General features: G+C 70.2%; 19 protein-coding genes. 11 read left to right on the plus strand and 8 right to left on the minus strand.

Annotated elements, in window-relative coordinates; genetic code table 11:
- Position 1 precedes the first annotated feature (1 nt).
- Positions 2-211, plus strand: a complete 210-nt coding sequence (locus ACFWP7_RS27755) for an acyl-CoA carboxylase epsilon subunit (protein ID WP_384386335.1) — start codon at positions 2-4, stop codon at positions 209-211.
- Here ACFWP7_RS27755 and ACFWP7_RS27760 read toward each other — a convergent pair.
- Positions 208-1,377 (minus strand): SGNH/GDSL hydrolase family protein, encoded by a 1,170-nt coding sequence (locus tag ACFWP7_RS27760; protein ID WP_384386338.1) that lies wholly within the window; start codon positions 1,375-1,377, stop codon positions 208-210. The two genes, ACFWP7_RS27755 and ACFWP7_RS27760, sit on opposite strands and share 4 nt — an antisense overlap.
- 164 nt (positions 1,378-1,541) lie before the next feature.
- Here ACFWP7_RS27760 and mmpB point away from each other — a divergent pair, with 164 nt between their 5' ends.
- Together mmpB and ACFWP7_RS27770 are read left to right on the plus strand one after the other, a co-directional pair.
- A complete protein-coding gene (mmpB, locus tag ACFWP7_RS27765) occupies positions 1,542-1,673 on the plus strand; it encodes a morphogenic membrane protein MmpB (RefSeq protein ID WP_384386340.1) in 132 nt (43 codons plus the stop codon).
- A 22-nt stretch (positions 1,674-1,695) separates the two neighbouring features.
- Positions 1,696-2,316: a Maf family protein gene (locus ACFWP7_RS27770; RefSeq protein WP_384386343.1), complete on the plus strand. Its 621-nt coding sequence runs from the start codon at positions 1,696-1,698 to the stop codon at positions 2,314-2,316.
- Here ACFWP7_RS27770 and ACFWP7_RS27775 read toward each other — a convergent pair whose 3' ends face one another.
- Positions 2,317-2,802 carry a hypothetical protein gene (locus ACFWP7_RS27775; RefSeq protein WP_384386346.1) on the minus strand — a complete coding sequence of 162 codons (486 nt, stop codon included), beginning with the start codon at positions 2,800-2,802 and terminating at the stop codon, positions 2,317-2,319.
- Between the two features lie 346 nt (positions 2,803-3,148).
- Here ACFWP7_RS27775 and ACFWP7_RS27780 point away from each other — a divergent pair, with 346 nt between their 5' ends.
- A complete protein-coding gene (locus tag ACFWP7_RS27780; protein WP_384386349.1) occupies positions 3,149-4,921 on the plus strand; it encodes an acetyl/propionyl/methylcrotonyl-CoA carboxylase subunit alpha in 1,773 nt (590 codons plus the stop codon).
- Positions 4,922-5,072: 151 nt separating this feature from the next.
- Here ACFWP7_RS27780 and ACFWP7_RS27785 read toward each other — a convergent pair whose 3' ends face one another.
- Together ACFWP7_RS27785 and ACFWP7_RS27790 are read right to left on the minus strand one after the other, a co-directional pair.
- On the minus strand, positions 5,073-6,038 hold the full coding sequence (locus tag ACFWP7_RS27785) for a DeoR/GlpR family DNA-binding transcription regulator (protein WP_384386352.1): 966 nt from the start codon (positions 6,036-6,038) through the stop codon (positions 5,073-5,075).
- A 166-nt stretch (positions 6,039-6,204) separates the two neighbouring features.
- A complete protein-coding gene (locus tag ACFWP7_RS27790) occupies positions 6,205-7,653 on the minus strand; it encodes an NAD(P)H-quinone dehydrogenase (protein WP_384386354.1) in 1,449 nt (482 codons plus the stop codon).
- 130 nt (positions 7,654-7,783) lie between these two features.
- On the opposite strand from ACFWP7_RS27790, the gene ACFWP7_RS27795 reads away from it, so the two are divergent.
- From ACFWP7_RS27795 to ACFWP7_RS27805, 3 genes are all read left to right on the plus strand, one after another.
- The gene (locus tag ACFWP7_RS27795; protein WP_384386356.1) at positions 7,784-8,221 is read left to right on the plus strand and encodes a gamma-glutamylcyclotransferase; all 438 of its coding nucleotides are present in this window, start codon (positions 7,784-7,786) and stop codon (positions 8,219-8,221) included.
- Positions 8,222-8,371: 150 nt separating this feature from the next.
- Positions 8,372-9,196, plus strand: coding sequence for a purine-nucleoside phosphorylase (locus ACFWP7_RS27800; protein ID WP_384386359.1), 825 nt, complete (start codon positions 8,372-8,374; stop codon positions 9,194-9,196).
- 294 nt (positions 9,197-9,490) lie between these two features.
- On the plus strand, positions 9,491-11,122 hold the full coding sequence (locus tag ACFWP7_RS27805; RefSeq protein WP_384386362.1) for a phospho-sugar mutase: 1,632 nt from the start codon (positions 9,491-9,493) through the stop codon (positions 11,120-11,122).
- 72 nt (positions 11,123-11,194) lie between these two features.
- On the opposite strand, the gene ACFWP7_RS27810 is transcribed toward ACFWP7_RS27805, so the two are convergent.
- Together ACFWP7_RS27810 and ACFWP7_RS27815 are read right to left on the minus strand one after the other, a co-directional pair.
- On the minus strand, positions 11,195-11,836 hold the full coding sequence (locus ACFWP7_RS27810) for a PH domain-containing protein (protein WP_384386364.1): 642 nt from the start codon (positions 11,834-11,836) through the stop codon (positions 11,195-11,197).
- Positions 11,837-12,091: 255 nt separating this feature from the next.
- The gene (locus tag ACFWP7_RS27815) at positions 12,092-13,300 is read right to left on the minus strand and encodes a hypothetical protein (RefSeq protein WP_384386367.1); all 1,209 of its coding nucleotides are present in this window, start codon (positions 13,298-13,300) and stop codon (positions 12,092-12,094) included.
- A gap of 673 nt (positions 13,301-13,973) precedes the next feature.
- Between ACFWP7_RS27815 and deoC the strand changes: the two genes are divergently transcribed.
- Genes deoC through ACFWP7_RS27830 form a run of 3 tightly spaced genes read left to right on the plus strand, consistent with a single transcriptional unit; the run spans position 13,974 to position 17,360 of the window.
- Positions 13,974-14,936 (plus strand): deoxyribose-phosphate aldolase, encoded by a 963-nt coding sequence (gene deoC, locus ACFWP7_RS27820; RefSeq protein WP_384386403.1) that lies wholly within the window; start codon positions 13,974-13,976, stop codon positions 14,934-14,936.
- A 5-nt stretch (positions 14,937-14,941) separates the two neighbouring features.
- A complete protein-coding gene (locus ACFWP7_RS27825) occupies positions 14,942-16,396 on the plus strand; it encodes an aldehyde dehydrogenase family protein (protein ID WP_384386369.1) in 1,455 nt (484 codons plus the stop codon).
- Positions 16,389-17,360 carry an aldehyde dehydrogenase family protein gene (locus ACFWP7_RS27830; protein ID WP_384386371.1) on the plus strand — a complete coding sequence of 324 codons (972 nt, stop codon included), beginning with the start codon at positions 16,389-16,391 and terminating at the stop codon, positions 17,358-17,360. Before ACFWP7_RS27825 ends, ACFWP7_RS27830 begins: the two co-directional genes overlap by 8 nt.
- Positions 17,361-17,490: 130 nt before the next feature.
- On the opposite strand, the gene ACFWP7_RS27835 is transcribed toward ACFWP7_RS27830, so the two are convergent.
- On the minus strand, positions 17,491-17,898 hold the full coding sequence (locus ACFWP7_RS27835) for a hypothetical protein (RefSeq protein ID WP_384386374.1): 408 nt from the start codon (positions 17,896-17,898) through the stop codon (positions 17,491-17,493).
- 646 nt (positions 17,899-18,544) lie between these two features.
- On the opposite strand from ACFWP7_RS27835, the gene ACFWP7_RS27840 reads away from it, so the two are divergent.
- Entirely contained in the window at positions 18,545-19,183 is a 639-nt protein-coding gene (locus tag ACFWP7_RS27840; protein ID WP_384386376.1) for a uridine kinase, read from the plus strand.
- A 198-nt stretch (positions 19,184-19,381) separates the two neighbouring features.
- Here ACFWP7_RS27840 and ACFWP7_RS27845 read toward each other — a convergent pair whose 3' ends face one another.
- The gene (locus tag ACFWP7_RS27845) at positions 19,382-20,125 is read right to left on the minus strand and encodes a SigE family RNA polymerase sigma factor (RefSeq protein WP_384386378.1); all 744 of its coding nucleotides are present in this window, start codon (positions 20,123-20,125) and stop codon (positions 19,382-19,384) included.
- Between the last annotated feature and the right edge of the window lie 299 nt (positions 20,126-20,424).

Raw genomic sequence — 20,424 nt, forward strand, 5'->3', positions numbered from 1 at the left:
TATGACGATCAAGGTCGTACGGGGCAATCCGACCCCGGAGGAGCTGGCCGCCGCACTCGCGGTGGTCCGGGTGCGCGCCGCGGCGGCGGCTTCCGCGCCGTCCGGCGCGCCCGGGGCCGGTGACGCCTGGGCCGACCCGGCCCGTATCGCCACGCGCCGGCTGCCTCCGCCGGGCCCGACGGCGTGGGGCCGCACGTACTGGCCCGGTTAGAGCGGTCCCGCCGAAACGGTGCCGAAACGGTTCGGCTGGAGCAGTTCCGCGAGGGCTTCGGCCATCACCAGGTATCCCTTGTCGTTGGGGTGCAGGTGGTCGCCGAAGTCGTACGCCGGGTGCAGCCGGTCCGGGTCGCCCGGATCGGCCAGTACGCGGTTCAGGTCCACCGCCGCGTCCCACTCGCCCGCGCCCCGGATCCACTCGTTGACCTCGCGGCTCACTTTCGCCGCATGCTCGCCCCAGTGGTCGGAGCCGCCGAAGGGGAGCAGGGTGGAGCCGATCACCCGTAGACCCCTCGCGCGCGCCTGTCGTATCAACTCCCGGTATCCGTCGATGAGTTCGTCGGCCTCGACGATCGGTGCGGGTTTGTACGTGGGCTGTTCGTCGGTCTCGCTGAAGCCGATGTCGTTGAGCCCCTGGAGCACGACGAGGGTGTCCACGCCCTGGTGGTCGAGGACGTCGCGGCCGAGCCGGTGGACGCCCTTCTCGCCGTACCAGGCCGAGTCGTTGAGCAGCAGGTTCCCGCCGATGCCCGCGTTGAGGACGGGCCGTCCGGTGCGTTCGGCGAGCGCGTCGGACCAGCGGCGGTTCGCGCCCGGGGTCGAGCCGAAGCCGTCCGTGATGGAGTCCCCGAAGAGCGCCACGGCGTCCCGGCGGCCGGTGTCGACCTCGACGGCCGACAGGAAGTACCAGGACTCCGAGGACGCGTCGAAGGCCTCGCCCCGCACGTCCTCCAGACGGTCCCCAGGGGCCCGGTGACTGGTCGCGAAGGCCTGTGCGTGGAAGGTCGCGGGGCCGGTGACGGCGTCGAGGTGGAGGGTGACGGTCACCGATTCCCGTGGCTCCAGGGTGAGTTCGGCCGGGTCACTGACCGCGTGGCCGCGCGCCGGGATCTCGGCCGAGGCGGCCCCGTCGAAGGTGAGCCGACGCAGCGAACCGGGCTCGATGGCGGCCCCTTCGCCCGCGCGGGCCACGGTGGCGCCCGCGATCCGCAGCGGCGAGGTGCCGTACGCGTTGGACAGCCGGACACGGACCCGGTCGCCGCCCGCGGTGAGACGGACGGCCTGGCGCAGTGACTGACGCCAGAAGCCCTCCTGCGACCAGTTGGGGGTGAAGCCCTCGGCGGGGAGCTGGGGCGATGCGGTCCAGGCGGGGGTGAACACGGCAGCTGCCTCCATTAAACGGGACCGTGGTTCCTTTAGAGATCCCCATGACCGTAACAGGCGAGGGCACACTAAAGAAACCTCAGACCCGTTTACATGAGTCGCGCACAAGTTGAGTACGCGTACTCAGGCGCCCGGCCCTCCGCCGTCGCACGATCGAGGACATGCTGTGGTCCGACCCCGAGAAGAACGAACCACCCAAGGAACTCCGCGACACTCAGGACATGTTGCGACGCCTGGGGGTTCTGATGGCGTTGGCCATGGTGCTCGCGATGGTGGTGCTCGGCATCAGGTGAGGCGCGCCGATACCCTGATCACATGACCGATCAGCCGCGTCGCCGCCTCGTGCTCGCCTCACAGTCCCCCGCCCGGCTCAACCTGCTGCGACTGGCCGGACTCGACCCCGAGGTGATCGTCAGCGGGGTCGACGAGGAAGCCGTCAGCGCACCGACACCCGCCGAACTCGCCCTCGCGCTGGCCGAGGCGAAGGCCTCCGTCGTGGCGGCGAAGCCCGAGGTGCAGGGCGCCTTGGTGATCGGCTGCGACTCGGTTCTCGACCTGGACGGCCAGGCGTACGGCAAGCCCGCCGACGCCGAGGAGGCCACCGCCCGCTGGAAGTCGATGCGCGGCCGCGCCGGGACCCTCCAGACCGGCCACTGCGTCTACGACACGGCGGCCAAGCGCTACGTCTCGGCGACCGCGTCCACCGTGGTCCACTTCGGCGACCCGAGCGACGCCGAGATCGCCGCGTACGTCGCCTCGGGTGAACCCCTCTACGTGGCAGGGGCGTTCACCCTCGACGGCCGCTCGGCACCCTTCATCAACGGCATCGACGGCGACCACGGCAACGTGATCGGTATCTCACTGCCGCTGGTGCGCCGCCTGCTGGCCGAACTGGGCGTCGGCATCACCCAGTTGTGGACGCCACGGGAGAAGTGATCAGGAGGCCGAGGGGGCCGCGGGGACCGCGGGGCCGCCGTTGTCGCCGTTCCCGCCCCTCTCGGGCACGGCGTCCGAGGGGCCTTCCTGACGATCGAACGCCAGGAGCGTGAACACGATCAGCGCGAGCCCCACCATCAGGAAGGCGAACGCGCTCCAGCCCACCAGACCCACCGTGAGCGCGCCCAGCAGGCCGTGCACCACCGCGGCGCTGATGAGCAGGATGCGTCCGAAGAGGCCCGGGGCGCGGTCGCGGACGGCGACGAGCAGGGCGGTGAGGCCGCACAGCGCGAAGTAGAGGCCGAAGACCAGGCCGCCGACCTTGGACGAGAGGGACATCATGTCCGGGTCGAGCCCGGCCACAGACATGTCCTGGTTGTCGACGACCGTGCCGAGCAACCAGTTCAGCAGCGCGATGCCGATCGCCTCCAGGAAGAGCACGATCGCCGCCACCCACGCCACCGGTCTGCGCACCACCGGTCCCACCCGCTTCCGTGTGCTGTTACCCCTAGTAAGTTCGAGTACATCCTGAACGCTACTAACGGGTAAACCCCGGGACAAGGGTTCTGCCGAGGGCAAAGAATCATTGGGCCATTCGTAGGGACTCCACAAAGAAACCCTGTGGCACGCAGCACTGACGCACAGAGACCTTGACCACGGAGGAGGGCTAGGGTTCAGGGAAGGGATCCCGTGTGCCGTGGCGCGACAAGGGATTTCGCCGGTCGAGCGCGCCTCGAATCACGCTCCGTGTGGGCAAGCTCACCATTGGGGACGGGTCGAAAGCTCGTGTCGGCTGTCCCTAAACTCGGCTTGTTTCCAGGAGGGAGCCATCGTGCGCAAGGTGCTCATCGCCAACCGTGGCGAAATCGCTGTCCGCGTGGCCCGGGCGTGCCGGGATGCCGGCATCGCGAGCGTTGCCGTCTACGCAGATCCGGACCGGGACGCTTCGCATGTCCGTGCGGCGGACGAGGCGTTCGCATTGGGCGGTGACACCCCGGCCACCAGCTATCTGGACGTCGCCAAGGTGCTCCAGGCCGCCAAGGATTCGGGGGCGGACGCCATCCATCCCGGTTACGGCTTCCTTTCCGAGAACGCGGACTTCGCGCAGGCCGTGCTGGACGCCGGCCTGGTGTGGATCGGCCCGCCGCCGCAGGCGATCCGCGATCTCGGTGACAAGGTCGCCGCCCGGCACATCGCCCAGCGCGCCGGCGCCCCGCTGGTGGCCGGCACCCCCGACCCGGTGTCCGGCTCCGACGAGGTCGTCGCGTTCGCCGAGCAGCACGGCCTGCCCATCGCGATCAAGGCCGCCTTCGGTGGTGGCGGGCGCGGCCTGAAGGTCGCCCGCACGCTGGAGGAGGTCCCCGAGCTGTACGACTCCGCCGTACGTGAGGCGGTCGCCGCCTTCGGACGCGGCGAGTGCTTCGTGGAGCGTTACCTCGACAAGCCGCGGCATGTGGAGACGCAGTGCCTGGCCGACTCGCACGGCAACGTGGTCGTCGTGTCGACGCGTGACTGCTCGCTCCAGCGGCGCCACCAGAAGCTGGTCGAGGAGGCCCCGGCGCCCTTCCTCTCCGACGCCCAGGTCGAGGAGCTGTACACCTCCTCCAAGGCGATCCTCAAAGAGGCCGGCTATGTCGGCGCGGGCACGGTCGAGTTCCTCGTCGGCACGGACGGCACGATCTCCTTCCTGGAGGTCAACACCCGCCTCCAGGTCGAGCACCCGGTCACCGAGGAGGTCGCCGGCATCGACCTGGTGCGGGAGATGTTCCGCATCGCCGACGGCGAGGAGCTGGGCTACGGCGACCCCGAACTGCGCGGCCACTCCTTCGAGTTCCGCATCAACGGCGAGGACCCGGGACGGGGTTTCCTCCCCGCCCCCGGCACGGTGACCGTGTTCGACCCGCCGTCGGGCCCGGGCGTCCGCCTGGACGCAGGCGTCGAGGCCGGTAGCGTCATCGGCCCCGCCTGGGACTCCCTGCTGGCCAAGTTGATCGTCACCGGCGCCACCCGCGAGCAGGCGCTCCAGCGCGCCGCCCGCGCCCTGGGCGAGTTCACCGTCGAGGGCATGGCCACCGCCATCCCCTTCCACCGCGCGGTCGTCAAGGACCCGGCGTTCGCCCCCGAACTGACCGGCTCCACCGAGCCGTTCACGATCCACACCCGCTGGATCGAGACCGAGTTCGTCAACGAGATCCCCGCCTTCGCCACCCCCGCCGACACCGAGGCGGACGACGAGACGGACCGCGAGACGATCGTCGTCGAGGTCGGCGGCAAACGCCTGGAAGTCTCGCTGCCCTACTCGCTCGGTATGTCCCTGGCCCGCACGGGTCTGGCGGCAGGCGCCAAGCCCAAGCGCCGGGCGGCCAAGAAGTCCGGCCCGGTGGCCTCCGGCGACACCCTCGCCTCCCCCATGCAGGGCACCATCGTCAAGGTGGCCGTCGAGGAGGGCCAGGAGGTCAAGGAGGGCGACCTCGTCGTCGTGCTCGAAGCAATGAAGATGGAACAGCCCCTCAACGCCCACCGTTCCGGCACCATCAAGGGCCTGACCGCCGAGGTCGGCGCCTCGCTCACCTCGGGTGCGGCGATCTGCGAGATCAAGGACTGACGGCCCTCAGGGCCCACCCGTACGAGACGGTCGTACGACATCCCGGAGCGCCTGTCGGACTGGAGAAGTCAGTCCGCCGGGCGCTTCGGCTTTCCCCGTCCCCCTCCGCCGTCTCCGGCTCGGCACTCCGGTCACGCTCTGCCGGGGACGGTCAGCGGCGGCGCAGGTCCGCCACCCTCGCTCGCTCCCCGGGGGGCTGCTCGCCCAGGACCGTGGCCGAGCGCAACTGGGGTGCCGTGCCCGGGACTTGGCCGCGGCGCGGTCCCGGGAGCGGCATGTCCCGGCGTGGCGGGCGCCCCGTCGGGACGGGATCGCCTCCCGCGCCGCCGCCCGCGGACGATCCGGCGACCGCGATCTGTACGCCCTGGTCGGCCAGGGCCTGCAGTTCGGTGAGGGCGCGGTCGTCATGCGCCGGTGGCTCGTCCGTGACCAGGCGGGTGATCAGATCGGTCGGGACCGTCTGGAACATCGTGTCCGTACCGAGCTTGGTGTGGTCGGCGAGGACGACGACCTCCGCGGCGGCCTGGACGAGCGCCCGGTCGACCGAGGCCGACAGCATGTTGGACGTGGACAGGCCGCGCTCGGCGGTCAGTCCGCTTCCGGAGAGGAAGGCCCGGGAGACCCGCAGCCCCTGGAGGGACTGCTCGGCCCCTGAGCCGACCAGGGCGTAGTTGGAACCGCGCAGGGTGCCGCCGGTCATCACGACTTCCACCCGGTTGGCGTGGGCCAACGCCTGGGCCACCAGGAGGGAGTTGGTGACGACGGTCAGTCCGGGTACCCGCGCGAGCCGGCGAGCCAGCTCCTGCGTGGTGGTCCCCGCGCCCACCACGATGGCCTCGCCCTCTTCGACAAGACCTGCGGCGAGATCGGCGATGGCCGTCTTCTCGGCGGTCGCGAGATGTGATTTCTGCGGAAAGCCGGATTCTCGCGTGAACCCGCCCGGCAATACCGCACCGCCATGCCGGCGGTCGAGGAGTCCTTCTGCCTCCAGTGCGCGCACGTCCCGCCGTACGGTCACTTCGGAGGTCTGGACGACGCGGGCGAGCTCACGGAGCGACACGGCCCCGTTCGCTCGCACCATTTCGAGGATCAATTGGCGACGTTCTGCAGCGAACACGAAACTGACAGTAACCCCAACGACCGTCTGCTTTCAGCAGTTTGCGCCGAATAACAGAAGTTGTTCGCATGGCAGGGCGCCAAGTGGTATACGCGCCTACTCGCGCCGCCTATGCCGTACGAATGGGCGACAACTCCCCGTGACCAGCGCAGAGTCGCCGTACGCCTCAGCTGCCGCCCTCGGTCTTCCTCGTGTGCAACTGCCGTGCCACTTCGGCGATCGAGCCCGACAGTGACGGATAGACGGTGAACGCGTTCGCGATCTGTTCGACCGTCAGGTTGTTGTCGACCGCGATCGAGATGGGGTGGATCAGCTCCGAGGCATGGGGGGAGACGACCACGCCGCCCACCACGATCCCGGTGCCCGGACGGCAGAAGATCTTGACGAAGCCGTCCCGGATGCCCTGCATCTTGGCGCGCGGGTTGCGCAGCAGCGGCAGCTTGACGACGCGGGCGTCGATCTTGCCCCCGTCGACGTCGGCCTGCGAGTAGCCGACGGTGGCGATCTCCGGGTCGGTGAAGACGTTCGAGGAGACGGTCTTCAGGTTCAGCGGGGCCACCGCGTCGCCGAGGAAGTGGTACATGGCGATACGGCCCTGCATGGCGGCGACGGACGCGAGGGCGAAGACGCCGGTCACGTCACCGGCGGCGTACACCCCGGGAGCGGAGGTCCGGGAGACCTTGTCGGTCCAGATGTGCCCGGAGTCCCTGACCTTGACGCCGGCCTCCTCCAGGCCCATCCCGCTGCTGTTCGGGATGGCGCCGACGGCCATCAGGCAGTGCGAGCCGCTGATGACCCGGCCGTCGGAGAGGCTGACCTCGACCCGGTCGCCGACCCGCTTGGCGGACTCGGCGCGGGAGCGCGCCATGACGTTCATGCCACGGCGCCGGAAGACGTCCTCCAGGACGGCGGCGGCGTCCGGGTCCTCGCCGGGCAGCACGCGGTCTCGGCTGGATACGAGCGTGACGCGGGAGCCGAGTGCCTGGTAGGCGCCGGCGAACTCGGCGCCGGTGACACCGGAGCCGACCACGATGAGCTCGTCCGGGAGCTCGTCGAGGTCGTACACCTGGGTCCAGTTCAGAATCCGCTCGCCGTCGGGCTGCGCATCGGGCAGCTCGCGCGGGTGCCCGCCGGTCGCGATCAGCACGGCGTCGGCGGTGAGGGTCTCCTCGGTGCCGTCCGCGGAGCGCACGATCACCTTGCGGGAGCCGTCCAGGGCCTGCATGCCCTCAAGGCGTCCGCGACCGCGCAGGACACGGGCGCCGGCCCGCGTCACGGAGGCCGTGATGTCGTGCGACTGCGCGAGCGCCAGGCGCTTCACCCGGCGGTTGACCTTGCCGAGGTCGACGCCGACCACCCGCGCGGGCGCGTCGATGGGTGGAGTGTCGTCGGCGACGATGATGCCGAGCTCCTCGTACGACGAGTCGAAGGTGGTCATCACCTCGGCCGTCGCGATGAGGGTCTTGGACGGGACGCAGTCGGTGAGCACCGACGCCCCGCCCAGACCGTCGCAGTCGACGACGGTCACCTCCGCGCCGAGCTGGGCGGCCACGAGGGCCGCCTCGTATCCGCCGGGTCCGCCACCAATGATCACGATCCGAGTCACGTACTCCATTGTCCCGCACGCCCCAAGGTGCTTCCGCCACGGGGCCCGTGCTCTGCGTCATTCGAGCTCCTTCTGTTACGCGGGAGGCCCCGGCTGTTACGCGAGAGACCCAGGTGATTGCTGCCGTACTCTCGACCTCATGTCGCTCTACGCCGCATACGCCGGCAATCTCGACCCGCGGCTCATGACGCGCCGCGCCCCGCACTCGCCGCTGCGCGCCACCGGCTGGCTGAACGACTGGCGGCTGACGTTCGGGGGCGAGCACATGGGCTGGGAAGGCGCGCTGGCGACGATCGTCGAGGCACCGCGGTCCCAGGTCTTCGTGACGCTGTACGACATCGCGTCCCTGGACGAGGACTCCATGGACCGGTGGGAGGGCGTGGGGCTCGACATCTACCGCCGGATGCGGGTACGGGTGCACACGCTGGAGGGCGAGGAAGCCGCGTGGGTGTACGTACTCAACGGCTACGAGGGGGGACTCCCCTCCGCGCGCTACCTGGGAGAGCTCGCCGACGCCGCCGAATCGGCCGGGGCACCTCATGACTACGTGATGGAGCTGCGCAAACGGCCTTGCTGAGGCCGTTGCGGGCACCCATATCTACACCTTTGCCCGACCTTTCAAGGGAAACACCCCTGCGGCGCTTGTCGGAAACGACAAGACAACGATCGCAAGACCGTGAGCTCTGTCATCTACGCGCGTAGGCCCGGACCAGCTACCCTCATGCGCGTGAACGCATCTCTTCTTCCGGACGACATCCAGGGCGACCCCCACGCCGCCGCCGACGCCGCCGCCACGCGCCTGCGTGAGCTCACGGGCGCCGAGACCCACGACGTCGCTCTCGTGATGGGCTCCGGCTGGGCGCCGGCCGTGGACGCGCTCGGCACACCCGAGGCCGAGTTCCCGGTCACCGAACTGCCCGGGTTCCCCCCGCCGGCGGTCGAGGGCCACGGCGGCAAGGTCCGCTCGTACAAGATCGGCGACAAGAGGACCCTGGTCTTCCTGGGCCGCACCCACTACTACGAGGGCCTTGGTGTCGCCGCCGTCGCGCACGGTGTCCGTACCGCCGTCGCCGCCGGCTGCAAGACCATCGTGCTCACCAACGGCTGCGGCGGGCTGCGCGAGGGCATGCGCCCCGGGCAGCCGGTGCTGATCAGCGACCACATCAACCTGACGGCGACCTCGCCGATCATCGGCGCGAACTTCGTCGACCTCACCGATCTGTACTCGCCCCGGTTGCGGGCGCTGTGCAAGGAGATCGACGCGAGCCTGGAGGAGGGCGTGTACGCCCAGTTCCCCGGGCCGCACTACGAGACGCCTGCGGAGATTCGGATGGCTCGGGTGATCGGAGCCGATCTGGTGGGCATGTCGACGACGCTGGAGGCCATCGCCGCCCGTGAGGCCGGCGCCGAGGTGCTCGGCATCTCCCTCGTCACCAACCTCGCCGCCGGTATGACGGGCGAGCCGTTGAACCACGAGGAGGTTCTCCAGGCGGGTCGCGACTCGGCGACCCGGATGGGGGCGCTGCTCACCCAGGTGCTGGACCGGCTGTAGTTTTTCCGCCCCCGCCGCCCCTGCCCGTCCCTTGTTCCTGGGGCTCCGCCCCAGACCCCGCCAGAGGGCGCTGCCCCCTGGATCCCCGCTCCTCAAACGCCGCAGGGGCTGACCTTTTCCCCGGCCGACGCCAGAGAGTTTTAGCCCGTCCGGCGTTTGAGGACGAGGCCGTCCAGGCCGAAGCGGGGGTCTGGGGGCGGCAGCCCCCAGGGACAAGGGACGGGCAGGGGCGGAGGGGGCGAAGAAACCGGGTACACAGCAACGTACGAACGAAGACAGAGAGGCGCATCCGACGTGCAGGACGAACTCATCGCGCGGGCCCAGGCGTGGCTGGCCGAGGACCCGGACGCGGAGACCCGTGAGGAGCTCGCGAAGCTCATCGACGCCGGGGACACGGCGGAGCTCACCGCACGCTTCAGCGGCACTCTCCAGTTCGGCACCGCAGGCCTGCGCGGCGAACTCGGCGCAGGCCCGATGCGAATGAACCGCGCCGTGGTCATCCGCGCGGCCGCCGGCCTCGCCGCGTACCTCAAGAGCAAGGGCGAGACAGACGGCCTGGTCGTCATCGGCTACGACGCCCGCCACAAGTCCGCCGACTTCGCCCAGGACACGGCCGCGGTCATGACAGGCGCGGGCCTGCGCGCCGCCGTACTCCCGTACCCGCTCCCCACCCCCGTCCTCGCGTACGCCATAAGGCACCTCGGCGCGGCGGCGGGCGTGGAGGTCACCGCCAGTCACAACCCGCCCCGCGACAACGGCTACAAGGTGTACCTGGGCGACGGTTCGCAGATCGTCCCGCCGGCCGACGCCGAGATCGCCGCGGAGATCGACGCGGTCCAGGCGCTCGCGGACGTCCCCCGCCCGGACAGCGGCTGGGAGATCCTCGACGACGGCGTCCTGGAGGCCTATCTGGCCCGTACGGACGCCGTACTCGCCGCCGGCTCCCCGCGCACCGCCCGCACCGTCTACACCGCGATGCACGGTGTCGGCAAGGACACCCTCCTCGCGGCGTTCGCGCGGGCCGGCTTCCCGGAGCCCGTCCTCGTCGCCGAACAGGCGGAACCGGACCCGGACTTCCCGACGGTCGCGTTCCCGAACCCGGAAGAGCCAGGCGCGATGGACCTCGCCTTCGCGAAGGCCCGCGAGACCGAGCCGGACCTGATCATCGCGAACGACCCGGACGCGGACCGCTGCGCCGTGGCCGTCAAGGACGGTGCCGGCTGGCGGATGCTGCGCGGTGACGAGGTGGGCGCGCTGCTCGCCCAGCACCTGGTGAAGCGCGGCGCCCGGGGCACGTTCGCCGAGTCGATCGTCTCCTCCTCGCTCCTCGGACGGATCGCCGAGAAGGCGGGGCTGCCCTACGAGGAGACCCTCACCGGCTTCAAGTGGATCGCCCGCGTCGAGGGCCTCCGGTACGGGTACGAGGAGGCGCTCGGCTACTGCGTCGACCCCGACGGCGTACGCGACAAGGACGGCATCACGGCGGCTCTGTTGATCACAGAACTCGCCTCCGAACTCAAGTCCCGCAGTCGCACCCTCCTCGACCTTCTCGACGACATCGCCGTCGAGTACGGCCTGCACGCCACCGACCAGCTCGCGGTCCGCGTCGAGGACCTCTCAGTCATCGCGAACGCCATGCGGCGCCTGCGCGAGCAGCCGCCCACGCGGCTCGCGGGCCTGGCGATCACCAGGGCCGAGGACCTGACGAAGGGCACGGACACCCTGCCGCCCACGGACGGGCTGCGCTACACCCTGGAGGGCGCGCGCGTCATCGTCCGGCCCAGCGGGACCGAGCCGAAACTGAAGTGCTATCTGGAGGTCGTGGTGCCGGTCTCCTCGCACGAGAGGCTCGGCGCGGCGCGGGCGAAGGCGACCGAGTTGCTGGCCGCCGTCAAGCGGGACCTGTCGGCCGCGGCCGGCATCTGACGACGGGAGTCACCGCGGGCCCCCCGGACGGGTGGGCCCGGCGCCCAAGCCGTCGGTGTGGTCCCGGGCAGGTCAGCCCGTCGCCAGCAGCACCACGAGCAGCACCGCTCCCGCGGCCACGGGTCCGATCACCTCGTACGCCCACCGCACGCTCACCTCACCCTGCGAGCCCTCCGCGGCACGCCTGGCCTCGGCCAGTTCGCGCAGATCACCCATGATCTGGTCGGTCTGCGCGGGGGTGGGATCCGGCACGGCGGTGTGTGTACGGCCGCGGCCGCCCGACGCGGCGGACCGCACCTGCTGCCTTGCCACCTTCTTGCGGCCGCGCAGCGAGACGGGCACCGCCCACAGCTGGTACTTGGCGCCGGAGGTGTCGACGACCTCGTTCGAGTATCCCGACTTCAGGGACGCGACCGTGGCCCAGGGCAGCACGATGACACGCCACGGGTTGCGGACGCGCAGCCGCTCGTCGTTCGCGTAGACCGCGGGGCGCAGGGTGAAGGCGCCCACCAGCGGGACCGTCAGGATCATTCCGGCGAGCGCCAACCACGGGGTGCGGTCGTTCCCCGACACCAGCGCGTCGATGCCGAGCCAGCCCACGAGGGCCAGCAGCAGGACGCCGCCCGCCATGCCGGCGGGTGACCGGTAGATCCGGTCCTTCGACTCGGGTCGCGAGGCGTCCGGCGTGGGTGACCGGTGATCGGGGGTCGTCATACCCCCGATTCTGCCCGACGCGTCCCGCGTCCCCCTGCCCGGTGCCTCGGCCCCTTCCCGGGCACCCGGTACGGGCCTGCGACCAGAACCTTCTTTCGCCCCTTCCGCCCCTACCCGTCCCGTACCTGGGGCTGCCGCCCCCGGACCCCCGCTTCGCACTGAACGCGCTCGTCCTCAAACGCCGGACGGGCTAAAGAGATCTCCCCCGGCCGGAGCTGAAAGTGTCGCCCCGTGGGAGGCCAACGGATTGTCACCTCACCCCTCGTAGTGACCCTCGTCGAGCTTCTTCTCACCGTGCAGCGTGAACAGTCGAATGCTCCTGTCCATCTCCGTACTGAACACCGTCAGATGGACGTTCAGCGTGCCGCTGACGTCGTATCCCCCGTACACCGTCCAGGCGAGGACGACGCCGCCGGTGCTGCTCGGGCTCGTGCCGGGAGCCGCGGTCAGTGTCCCGGTGGCGCTGCCCGTCGCCGCGACCCGGGCGTACGGGGCGATGTCGAGAGTGACATCGGCGGCCCCGTAGAGCCCGACCGACGCCTCGGCGCCCAGCGTGGCCTTCGCGTTGCCCGCACTCGTCACCGCCGACTTCACCGGACTGACCGCCATCGAGGCCTTGTTGACCGGGCTCCAGCCGGTCGCGCGGCTGTAGCTGCCGCCGGCCGTGAAGTCGCCTGTGGCGCTCTGTGAGACGCGCACGCTGACCTTGCCGTCGGCGTCGACCTGGTAGTACAGGACGTAGCCGAGGTTGACCACGACGGGCACCGGGCCGACGTAGATCACGACGTCGGTGTGCAGTTCGGCGAACGGAACCTTGGTGCCCTGCTGCGCGGCGGACGCCTGCCCGTCCAGTTCCCACTGCGAGGACCAGTCACCGGACAGGCCGATGTACGCGGAGGCCGGCTGACCGTCGGCGCCGGCGGTGGTGCCGTCGTAGGCGAACTCGACCTCGGGGGTCAGCTCCACGTAGCCCTTGACCGACGCCTTGGCGGACGCGGAGGCGCCGGAGGCGGTCGCCACCGAGTCGCTGACGTCGACCCGGATCGTCCCCAGCGGCACCTGCGCCCCTTTCGAGCCGAAGGTGGCACCGCTGCCCTTCTTCCCGGAGACGGTCACCTCCGCGTCCAGTGCCTTGACCGTGACGGAGGACGGATCCACCGCCGCCGTCTCATCGACCTTGCTCTTTCCCAGCAGTTCACGAAGCGTGGCCGGCTCGGTCGCGACCTCGGTGCCCTTGGCCGTCTCGCCCAACACCTGGGTGACCTTGACCAGCAGGCCGTCGGGCGCCGACGACGACGGCGCGCCGGCCAGGACGTCGCCGACGACGACGGCTGCGGGCTTGGAATCACCGTCCGAAACCACGGCCCGCCCGCTCTTCGCGTCGTACGAGGTCACCTTCAGCGACGATTTCTGCGCCGACTGGTCCCCCGCAGACGCGCGGGCCATCGCTGCCGAGCCGGTCATGTCCGTCGCGCCCGCGCTGGTGGCTGTCGAACCGGCGGCCCCGGTGACAGCGGCGGAAGGGGAAGATACGGCCCCGGCCACCTCCACCGCCTCGCCATCGGCCGCCCCGGTCGGCGTTCCGGCCCCGCGCGTCGCCGTCGCCCCTGCCGCAGAGCACCCCGTCATGGCCAAGGTCGCAGCCGTCACGGCCGAAATCAGCACGTTCCGCACACCGTTGCGCACATCAGATCCTCTGAAGAGGGGGCGGCGATCGAATTACCTGCCCAGCGATGTGCATGACCATTACATGCACACCCCTGAGCAGATAAGTGCTCTACGCGCACTACAGGCCATGACTTACCTCACACCACACACCGTCGACCCACTCCCCCCACCCATGGACGGGCAAGTTCGGCCCCGATCCCGAACCTGCCCGCACCCGGAAGACAACGGAAGGGGCCGGGGGCCGGTACATCACATGCCCGTCGCGTACGTCCGCGTCACCGGACCCCCGCACCCTTGCCCAACGCCTGATCCGGCGGCGACGGGCGGATGTACCGGCCCCCGGCCCCGACCCACCCACCCGCCGCACCCGGCAGCAGTCACCCGGCACCCCGGCACCCGCCACCCGTCGTCAGACGAACCTCCGGGGCTGTACAGCCGCTACGCGCGTAGATATGCTCGGCTGGTGACCATGCCCACCACTGCACCCGCTGCTGCACACGCACTCGGCGACGTAACCGCGTCAGACAGCACGCTGCGCCGCTTCCTCCACGGGCTCCCCGGCGTGGACGCGGTAGGCCTGGAGGCGCGCGCCGCCTCGCTAGGCACCCGTTCCATCAAGACCACGGCCAAGGCGTACGCCATCGACCTCGCCATCTCGATGGTCGACCTGACGACGCTGGAAGGCGCGGACACCCCGGGCAAGATCCGGGCGCTCGGCGCCAAGGCGGTCCGCCCGGACCCGACCGACCGTACGGCCCCCGCCACGGCCGCGGTCTGCGTCTATCCCGACATGGTGGCCACCGCCAAGGAAGCCGTCGCCGGCTCCGGCGTGAAGGTAGCCTCCGTCGCCACAGCCTTCCCCGCAGGCCGCGCCACCCTCGACGTCAAGCTGGCCGACGTACGGGACGCCATCGCCGCGGGCGCCGACGAGATCGACATGGTCATCGACCGCGGGGCGTTCCTCGCGGGCAGGTATCTGAAGGTGTACGACGAGATCACCGCCGTGAAGGAGACCTGCGGGACCCACGCCCGCCTCAAGGTCATCTTCGAGACCGGCGAACTGTCGACGTACGACAACATCCGCCGCGCCAGCTGGCTCGGCATGCTCGCCGGCGCCGACTTCATCAAGACCTCCACCGGCAAGGTGGCGGTGAACGCGACTCCGGCGAACACACTGCTCATGCTGGAAGCCGTACGCGACTTCCGCGCCCAGACCGGCGTACAGATCGGCGTGAAGCCGGCCGGCGGCATCCGTACGACCAAGGACGCGATCAAGTTCCTCGTCCTGGTCAACGAGACCGCGGGCGAGGACTGGCTGGACAACCACTGGTTCCGCTTCGGCGCGTCCTCGCTCCTGAACGACCTGCTGATGCAGCGTCAGAAGCTGGCCACCGGCCGCTACTCCGGCCCCGACTACGTGACGGTGGACTGATCACCATGCCATCCGCATCCGCACCCGTACCCGCATTCGACTACGCACCGGCGCCCGAGTCCCGCGCGGTCGTCGACATCGCCCCCTCCTACGGCCTGTTCATCGACGGCGAGTTCACGGAAGCCGCCGACGGCAGGGTCTTCAAGACCGTCTCCCCCTCCACCGAAGAGGTCCTCTCCGAGATCGCCCAGGCGGGCGAGGCGGACGTCGACCGCGCGGTCAGGGCGGCCCGCAGGGCGTTCGAGAAGTGGTCGGCGCTGCCCGGCTCGGAGCGCGCCAAGTACCTTTTCCGCATCGCCCGGATCATCCAGGAACGCTCCCGCGAGCTGGCCGTCCTCGAAACCCTCGACAACGGCAAGCCCATCAAGGAGACGAGGGACGCCGACCTCCCCCTCGTAGCCGCGCACTTCTTCTACTACGCGGGCTGGGCGGACAAGCTCGACCACGCGGGCTTCGGCGCAAACCCGCAACCCCTCGGCGTCGCGGGCCAGATCATCCCCTGGAACTTCCCCCTCCTGATGCTGGCGTGGAAGATCGCCCCGGCGCTGGCGACCGGCAACACCGTGGTCCTCAAGCCCGCCGAGACGACCCCCCTGTCCGCCCTGTTCTTCGCGGACATCTGCCGCCAGGCGGGCCTGCCGAAGGGAGTCGTCAACATCCTTCCGGGGTACGGCGACACGGGCGCGGCACTCGTCGAGCACCCGGACGTGAACAAGGTGGCCTTCACGGGCTCCACCGCGGTGGGCAAGGCGATCGCCCGCCAGATCGCGGGCACCCGCAAGAAGGTCACCCTCGAACTGGGCGGCAAGGGCGCGAACATCGTCTTCGACGACGCCCCCATCGACCAGGCCGTCGAGGGCATCGTCACCGGCATCTTCTTCAACCAGGGCCAGGTCTGCTGCGCGGGCAGCCGTCTCCTCGTACAGGAGTCGATCCAGGACGAGTTGCTGGACTCCCTCAAGCGCCGCCTCACGACTCTCCGCCTCGGCGACCCCCTGGACAAGAACACGGACATCGGCGCGATCAACTCCGCCGAGCAGTTGTCCCGTATCACCACGCTCGTGGAGCAGGGCGAGGCGGAAGGCGCGGAGCGCTGGTCCGCGCCCTGCGAACTCCCGTCCTCCGGCTACTGGTTCGCCCCGACGCTCTTCACGAACGTCACCCAGGCGCACACCGTCGCCCGCGACGAGATCTTCGGCCCGGTCCTGTCCGTCCTCAGCTTCCGCACCCCGGACGAGGCGGTGGCCAAGGCCAACAACTCCCAGTACGGCCTCTCCGCCGGCATCTGGACGGAGAAGGGTTCCCGGATCCTCGCGGTCGCGGGCAAGCTCCGCGCGGGCGTCATCTGGTCCAACACGTTCAACAAGTTCGACCCCACCTCGCCGTTCGGCGGCTACAAGGAGTCGGGCTTCGGCCGCGAGGGCGGTCGCCACGGCCTGGAGGCGTACCTCGATGTCTGACAAGCCCGAGACAACCGTGAAGCCTGAGAAGACCGTTAAGTCCGAGAAGTCGTCGGAACAGACCCGTCTGAGCGTCTTCAAGACCTACAAGCTGTACGTCGGGGGCAAGTTCCCCCGCAGCGAGAGCGGCCGGGTGTACGAGGTGACCACAGCGACATCAGCCGCTGGCGCGGCGGGCAAGTCCAACTGGCTGGCCAACGCGCCCCTCTCCTCCCGCAAGGACGCCCGCGACGCGGTCGTCGCCGCCCGCAAGGCGTTCGGCGGCTGGTCCGGCGCGACGGCGTACAACCGCGGCCAGATCCTCTACCGCGTCGCGGAGATGCTGGAGGGCCGCAAGGACCAGTTCGTCCGTGAGGTCGCGGACGCGGAAGGGCTGTCGAAGTCCAAGGCCGCGGCCGTCGTGGACGCGGCCGTCGACCGCTGGGTCTGGTATGCGGGCTGGACCGACAAGATCGCCCAGGTGATCGGCGGCGCCAACCCGGTGGCGGGCCCCTACTTCAACCTCTCCACCCCGGAGCCGACGGGCGTGGTCGCCGTCCTGGCCCCTCAGGAGTCCTCGTTCCTGGGCCTGGTCTCGGTGATCGCCCCGGTGATCGCGACCGGCAACACGGTGATCGTGGTCGCGAGCGAGAAGTCCCCGCTCCCGGCGCTGTCACTGGGCGAGGTCCTGGCGACCTCCGACCTGCCCGGCGGAGTCGTCAACGTCCTCTCGGGCAGGACCGCCGAGATCGCAACGCCGCTGGCCGCGCACCAGGACGTCAACGCGATCGACCTGGCCGGCGCCGACGATGGCCTGGCCAAGGAACTGGAGATCGCTGCGGCGGACAACCTGAAGCGGGTCCTCCGTCCACAGGCTGTGGATTACTCCCGGACGCCCGGCACCGAGCGCCTCACCGCCTTCCTGGAGACGAAGACGGTCTGGCACCCGACGGGCGCACTGGGCGCCTCCGGATCGTCCTACTAGAGCAAGCGAGGGCGTACGAGAATCTCGGCGCCCTCTGCCGACTCGGGACCCCGATCCGTGTCCCCGGGGTCCCGTTCACGAGAGAGCCGCGCCTCCCCTCCGTCCAGGGGAAGCGCGGCTCTCTTCCCGTTCAGCGCAGCAGCCCCGCGGCCTGCCCGAGCACCGGGATGCTGCCCACCGACGGCGCCTGCGCAAGCGGCCCCGTCAGGGCCTGCGAGGACAGCGGCTTGAAGTCGGCGAGCTGGGTGGCGACCCCGTTGTCGAGAGGGTCGACCCCGGTGCCCGCCAGCGGGTTGGGCTTCAGGGCCTCGACGGGGCCGGTGACGTATCGCACCGTGCCGGTCAGGGCTGCCAGGCCCGCCTGCGGGTCGATCTCGCCGAGGGAGGTGGGCCGGGTGCGCACGACGTCCACGACGGGGTCCGTGTTCGCGACGGCCGGGGCGGCGCCGGCCACACCGGCAGCGACCACGCCGACCGCGGCGGCGATGCGCGCGGTCGTGCGGGCCAGATTGGTCTGCTGGGCTGCGTGTCGCACCATCAGGTTTCCTCTTCGGGAGCGGAGAGCAACTGTATTTGCACGCAGAGTAGTTGACCCGACTGCTTCCACGGGCGGTTGGGGCAGGGGATTCGCCTGTGCGGCCCAACAGGCATATCAGCGCCAATCCACCGCGCATATCAGCACCAACCCACCACACATGTCGGCGCCACACCTTGAGCGCTCGGGCACACAGTCCGCTGCGTCGGTGTGAACACAGCGTGAGATGACCCCGGGCCCCGGTCCGAAGTCGCGCAGCCTCGGCCGCCGAGCGCGCTCGCGCGGCGCGGCCCGTCCAGCGGCCCGTCCAGCGGCCCGTCCAGCATCGCGGTGCCGCCGCTGGACGTCGAACTGCCGCGCGGCGGCGGCTCGTTGTTCCCGACCCGGCCGACCATGGAGGAGCACATGTACGCCCCACATCCACGCGTCCCTCCCACTGGGCGAGGCCGCCGAGGCCCACAGGTCTCCTGGAGAGCCGCGCCCCCACCGGCAAGCCACTGCTGGCGCCCTGGCCTCCTCGTCCGACCGTCCGTTTCGTGACCGACGCCTCGCCACACCCGGCCGGAGCAGGCGTCCCGGGGCAGGGATAATGTCCAGGACGTTGCCGGCAGGCGGCGAGGCCAGGTCGAGTCACAGAAGGTACGGAGAATTGGGTTCCCATCCCCCGATACCCACCCGTGTGGTGCTGCTCTGCGGCCCCTCCGGCTCTGGAAAGTCCCTTCTCGCGGCCGACTCCGGCCTCCCCGTGCTCCGCCTCGACGACTTCTACAAGGAGGGCACGGATCCGACGCTGCCCCAGGTGGAGGGCAGTGCGGACATCGACTGGGACCACCCGCTGTCCTGGGACGCGAGCGCCGCGGTCACCGCGATCGAGGAACTGTGCCGCACGGGTCGTACGACCATTCCCGTGTACGACATCTCGCTGAGCGCCCGTACCGGCACGGAGGCGCTGCACATCGAGCGGGCTCCGTTGTTCATCGCGGAGGGTGTCTTCGCCGCCGAGATCGTCGGACGCTGCCAGGAGCTGGGTGTGCTGGCCGACGCGCTGTGTCTGTCGCGCGGCCCGGTGACGACGTTCCGCCGCCGCTTCCTGCGGGATCTGCGGGAAGGCCGCAAGTCGGTGCCCTTCCTGCTGCGTCGCGGCTGGCGTCTGATGCGCGCCGAGCGCTCCATCGTGGCCCGCCAGACCGCCCTGGGCGCGTACCCCTGCGACAAGGGCGAGGCTCTGGGCCGGCTGACCGCGGCGGCAGCCGGCCGCTGCACGACCCCGCGCCCGGCGACGGCGTAGACCGCACCGAAGCAGAAGACACACGAAAAGAGGCCCAGGCGGACCCCCCAGTCCGCCTGGACCTTTCTCGTTTCCCCCGTGCTACCACGTGGTCCCCCGACCCCGTGGTTTCCCCGCCCCCATTGGTTCCCCCCGGAACCGCTCCCCCGTACTACCCCCTCTTACCTTCCTACCTTTTCCTTGCTTCCCCCCAGACCTTCAGGCGACAAGCTCCCCGAAGGACTCCTCCTCGTCACGTCCGAAGCTGAGGACCTCGTCCTCACGCATCCGGCGGAGCGACCGCCAGATGCTGGACTTCACCGTGCCGACACTGATGTCGAGGATCTCCGCGATCTCCGGGTCCGTGCGGCCCTCGTAGTAACGAAGGACCAGCATGGTGCGCTGGAGTTCGGGCAGCCGGGCGAGCGCCTGCCACAGCACGGCGCGCAGCTCGGTGCCGCGCATCGCGTCCGTGTCACCGGCGGTCTCCGGCAGTTCCTCGGTCGGGTACTCGTTCAGCTTGCGGCGGCGCCACGCGCTGATGTGCAGATTGGTCATGGTGCGGCGGAGGTAGCCCCCGACCGCGGCCTTGTCACTGATCCGGTCCCATGCCCGGTACGTCGAGAACAGCGCGCTCTGCAGCAGGTCCTCGGCCTCGAAGCGGTCACCGGTCAGGTGATAGGCGGTTGCGTAGAGGGAGGCGCGGCGCTCCTGGACGTAGGCGGTGAATTCCGCCTCCGACACCGAGCGCCGCTCCCCCGTGGCCTCCCCGTACGCGGCTCCCCCGTGAGCCTGTCCCCCCGCGTCAACCACCGTCATGTACGACCCGGTGTGCTGACGCCCGGTGCCGCGACCGCACCCCCGCCCGCTCACGGCACCGGACTTCTCCATGTTCCGGGTGACAGTGACGTCGTGCAGACGCGTGACAACTGCGCTAGTGCTGGTGCTGTGCAGCGTGTTCATCTCGCGCCCCCCGTCGTGGAGTCCCGGTTCTTCGGTTCGTTCTGCCGTGCTGCCGTGCTGCCTTGCTGATGTGGAAAAGCTTGCCCGGGCCACTTCATGACGGTGTCCGCCGACTGTCACAGACCTGTCACAGGGGCCGCCCGCAGGCGCGTCACGGCGGGGGCACAGCACGATCACAGACAAGAGCGGTAGCGCTCCGCAGATGACCGATTCGGGGCCCGGCTGGGGGCTCCCTGTGTGCGGGAGATGGATGGGAGAGCTCCAACGGTCGATACACGACCGTTCGATGGGCCAGAATG

It is taken from the genome of Streptomyces sp. NPDC058470 (genome assembly GCF_042721055.1).
Lineage (GTDB): Bacteria > Actinomycetota > Actinomycetes > Streptomycetales > Streptomycetaceae > Streptomyces.

Bases quoted from the DNA above. Each gene is read 5' to 3' on its own strand.
- ACFWP7_RS27755 (WP_384386335.1), top strand. From the start codon at position 2: ATGACGATCAAGGTCGTACGGGGCAATCCGACCCCGGAGGAGCTGGCC.
- mmpB (WP_384386340.1), top strand. From the start codon at position 1,542: ATGCTGTGGTCCGACCCCGAGAAGAACGAACCACCCAAGGAACTCCGC.
- ACFWP7_RS27770 (WP_384386343.1), top strand. From the start codon at position 1,696: ATGACCGATCAGCCGCGTCGCCGCCTCGTGCTCGCCTCACAGTCCCCC.
- ACFWP7_RS27790 (WP_384386354.1), bottom strand. From the start codon at position 7,653: ATGGAGTACGTGACTCGGATCGTGATCATTGGTGGCGGACCCGGCGGA.
- ACFWP7_RS27795 (WP_384386356.1), top strand. From the start codon at position 7,784: ATGTCGCTCTACGCCGCATACGCCGGCAATCTCGACCCGCGGCTCATG.
- ACFWP7_RS27810 (WP_384386364.1), bottom strand. From the start codon at position 11,836: ATGACGACCCCCGATCACCGGTCACCCACGCCGGACGCCTCGCGACCC.
- ACFWP7_RS27815 (WP_384386367.1), bottom strand. From the start codon at position 13,300: ATGACCGGCTCGGCAGCGATGGCCCGCGCGTCTGCGGGGGACCAGTCG.
- deoC (WP_384386403.1), top strand. From the start codon at position 13,974: ATGCCCACCACTGCACCCGCTGCTGCACACGCACTCGGCGACGTAACC.
- ACFWP7_RS27825 (WP_384386369.1), top strand. From the start codon at position 14,942: ATGCCATCCGCATCCGCACCCGTACCCGCATTCGACTACGCACCGGCG.
- ACFWP7_RS27830 (WP_384386371.1), top strand. From the start codon at position 16,389: ATGTCTGACAAGCCCGAGACAACCGTGAAGCCTGAGAAGACCGTTAAG.
- ACFWP7_RS27835 (WP_384386374.1), bottom strand. From the start codon at position 17,898: ATGGTGCGACACGCAGCCCAGCAGACCAATCTGGCCCGCACGACCGCG.
- ACFWP7_RS27845 (WP_384386378.1), bottom strand. From the start codon at position 20,125: ATGAACACGCTGCACAGCACCAGCACTAGCGCAGTTGTCACGCGTCTG.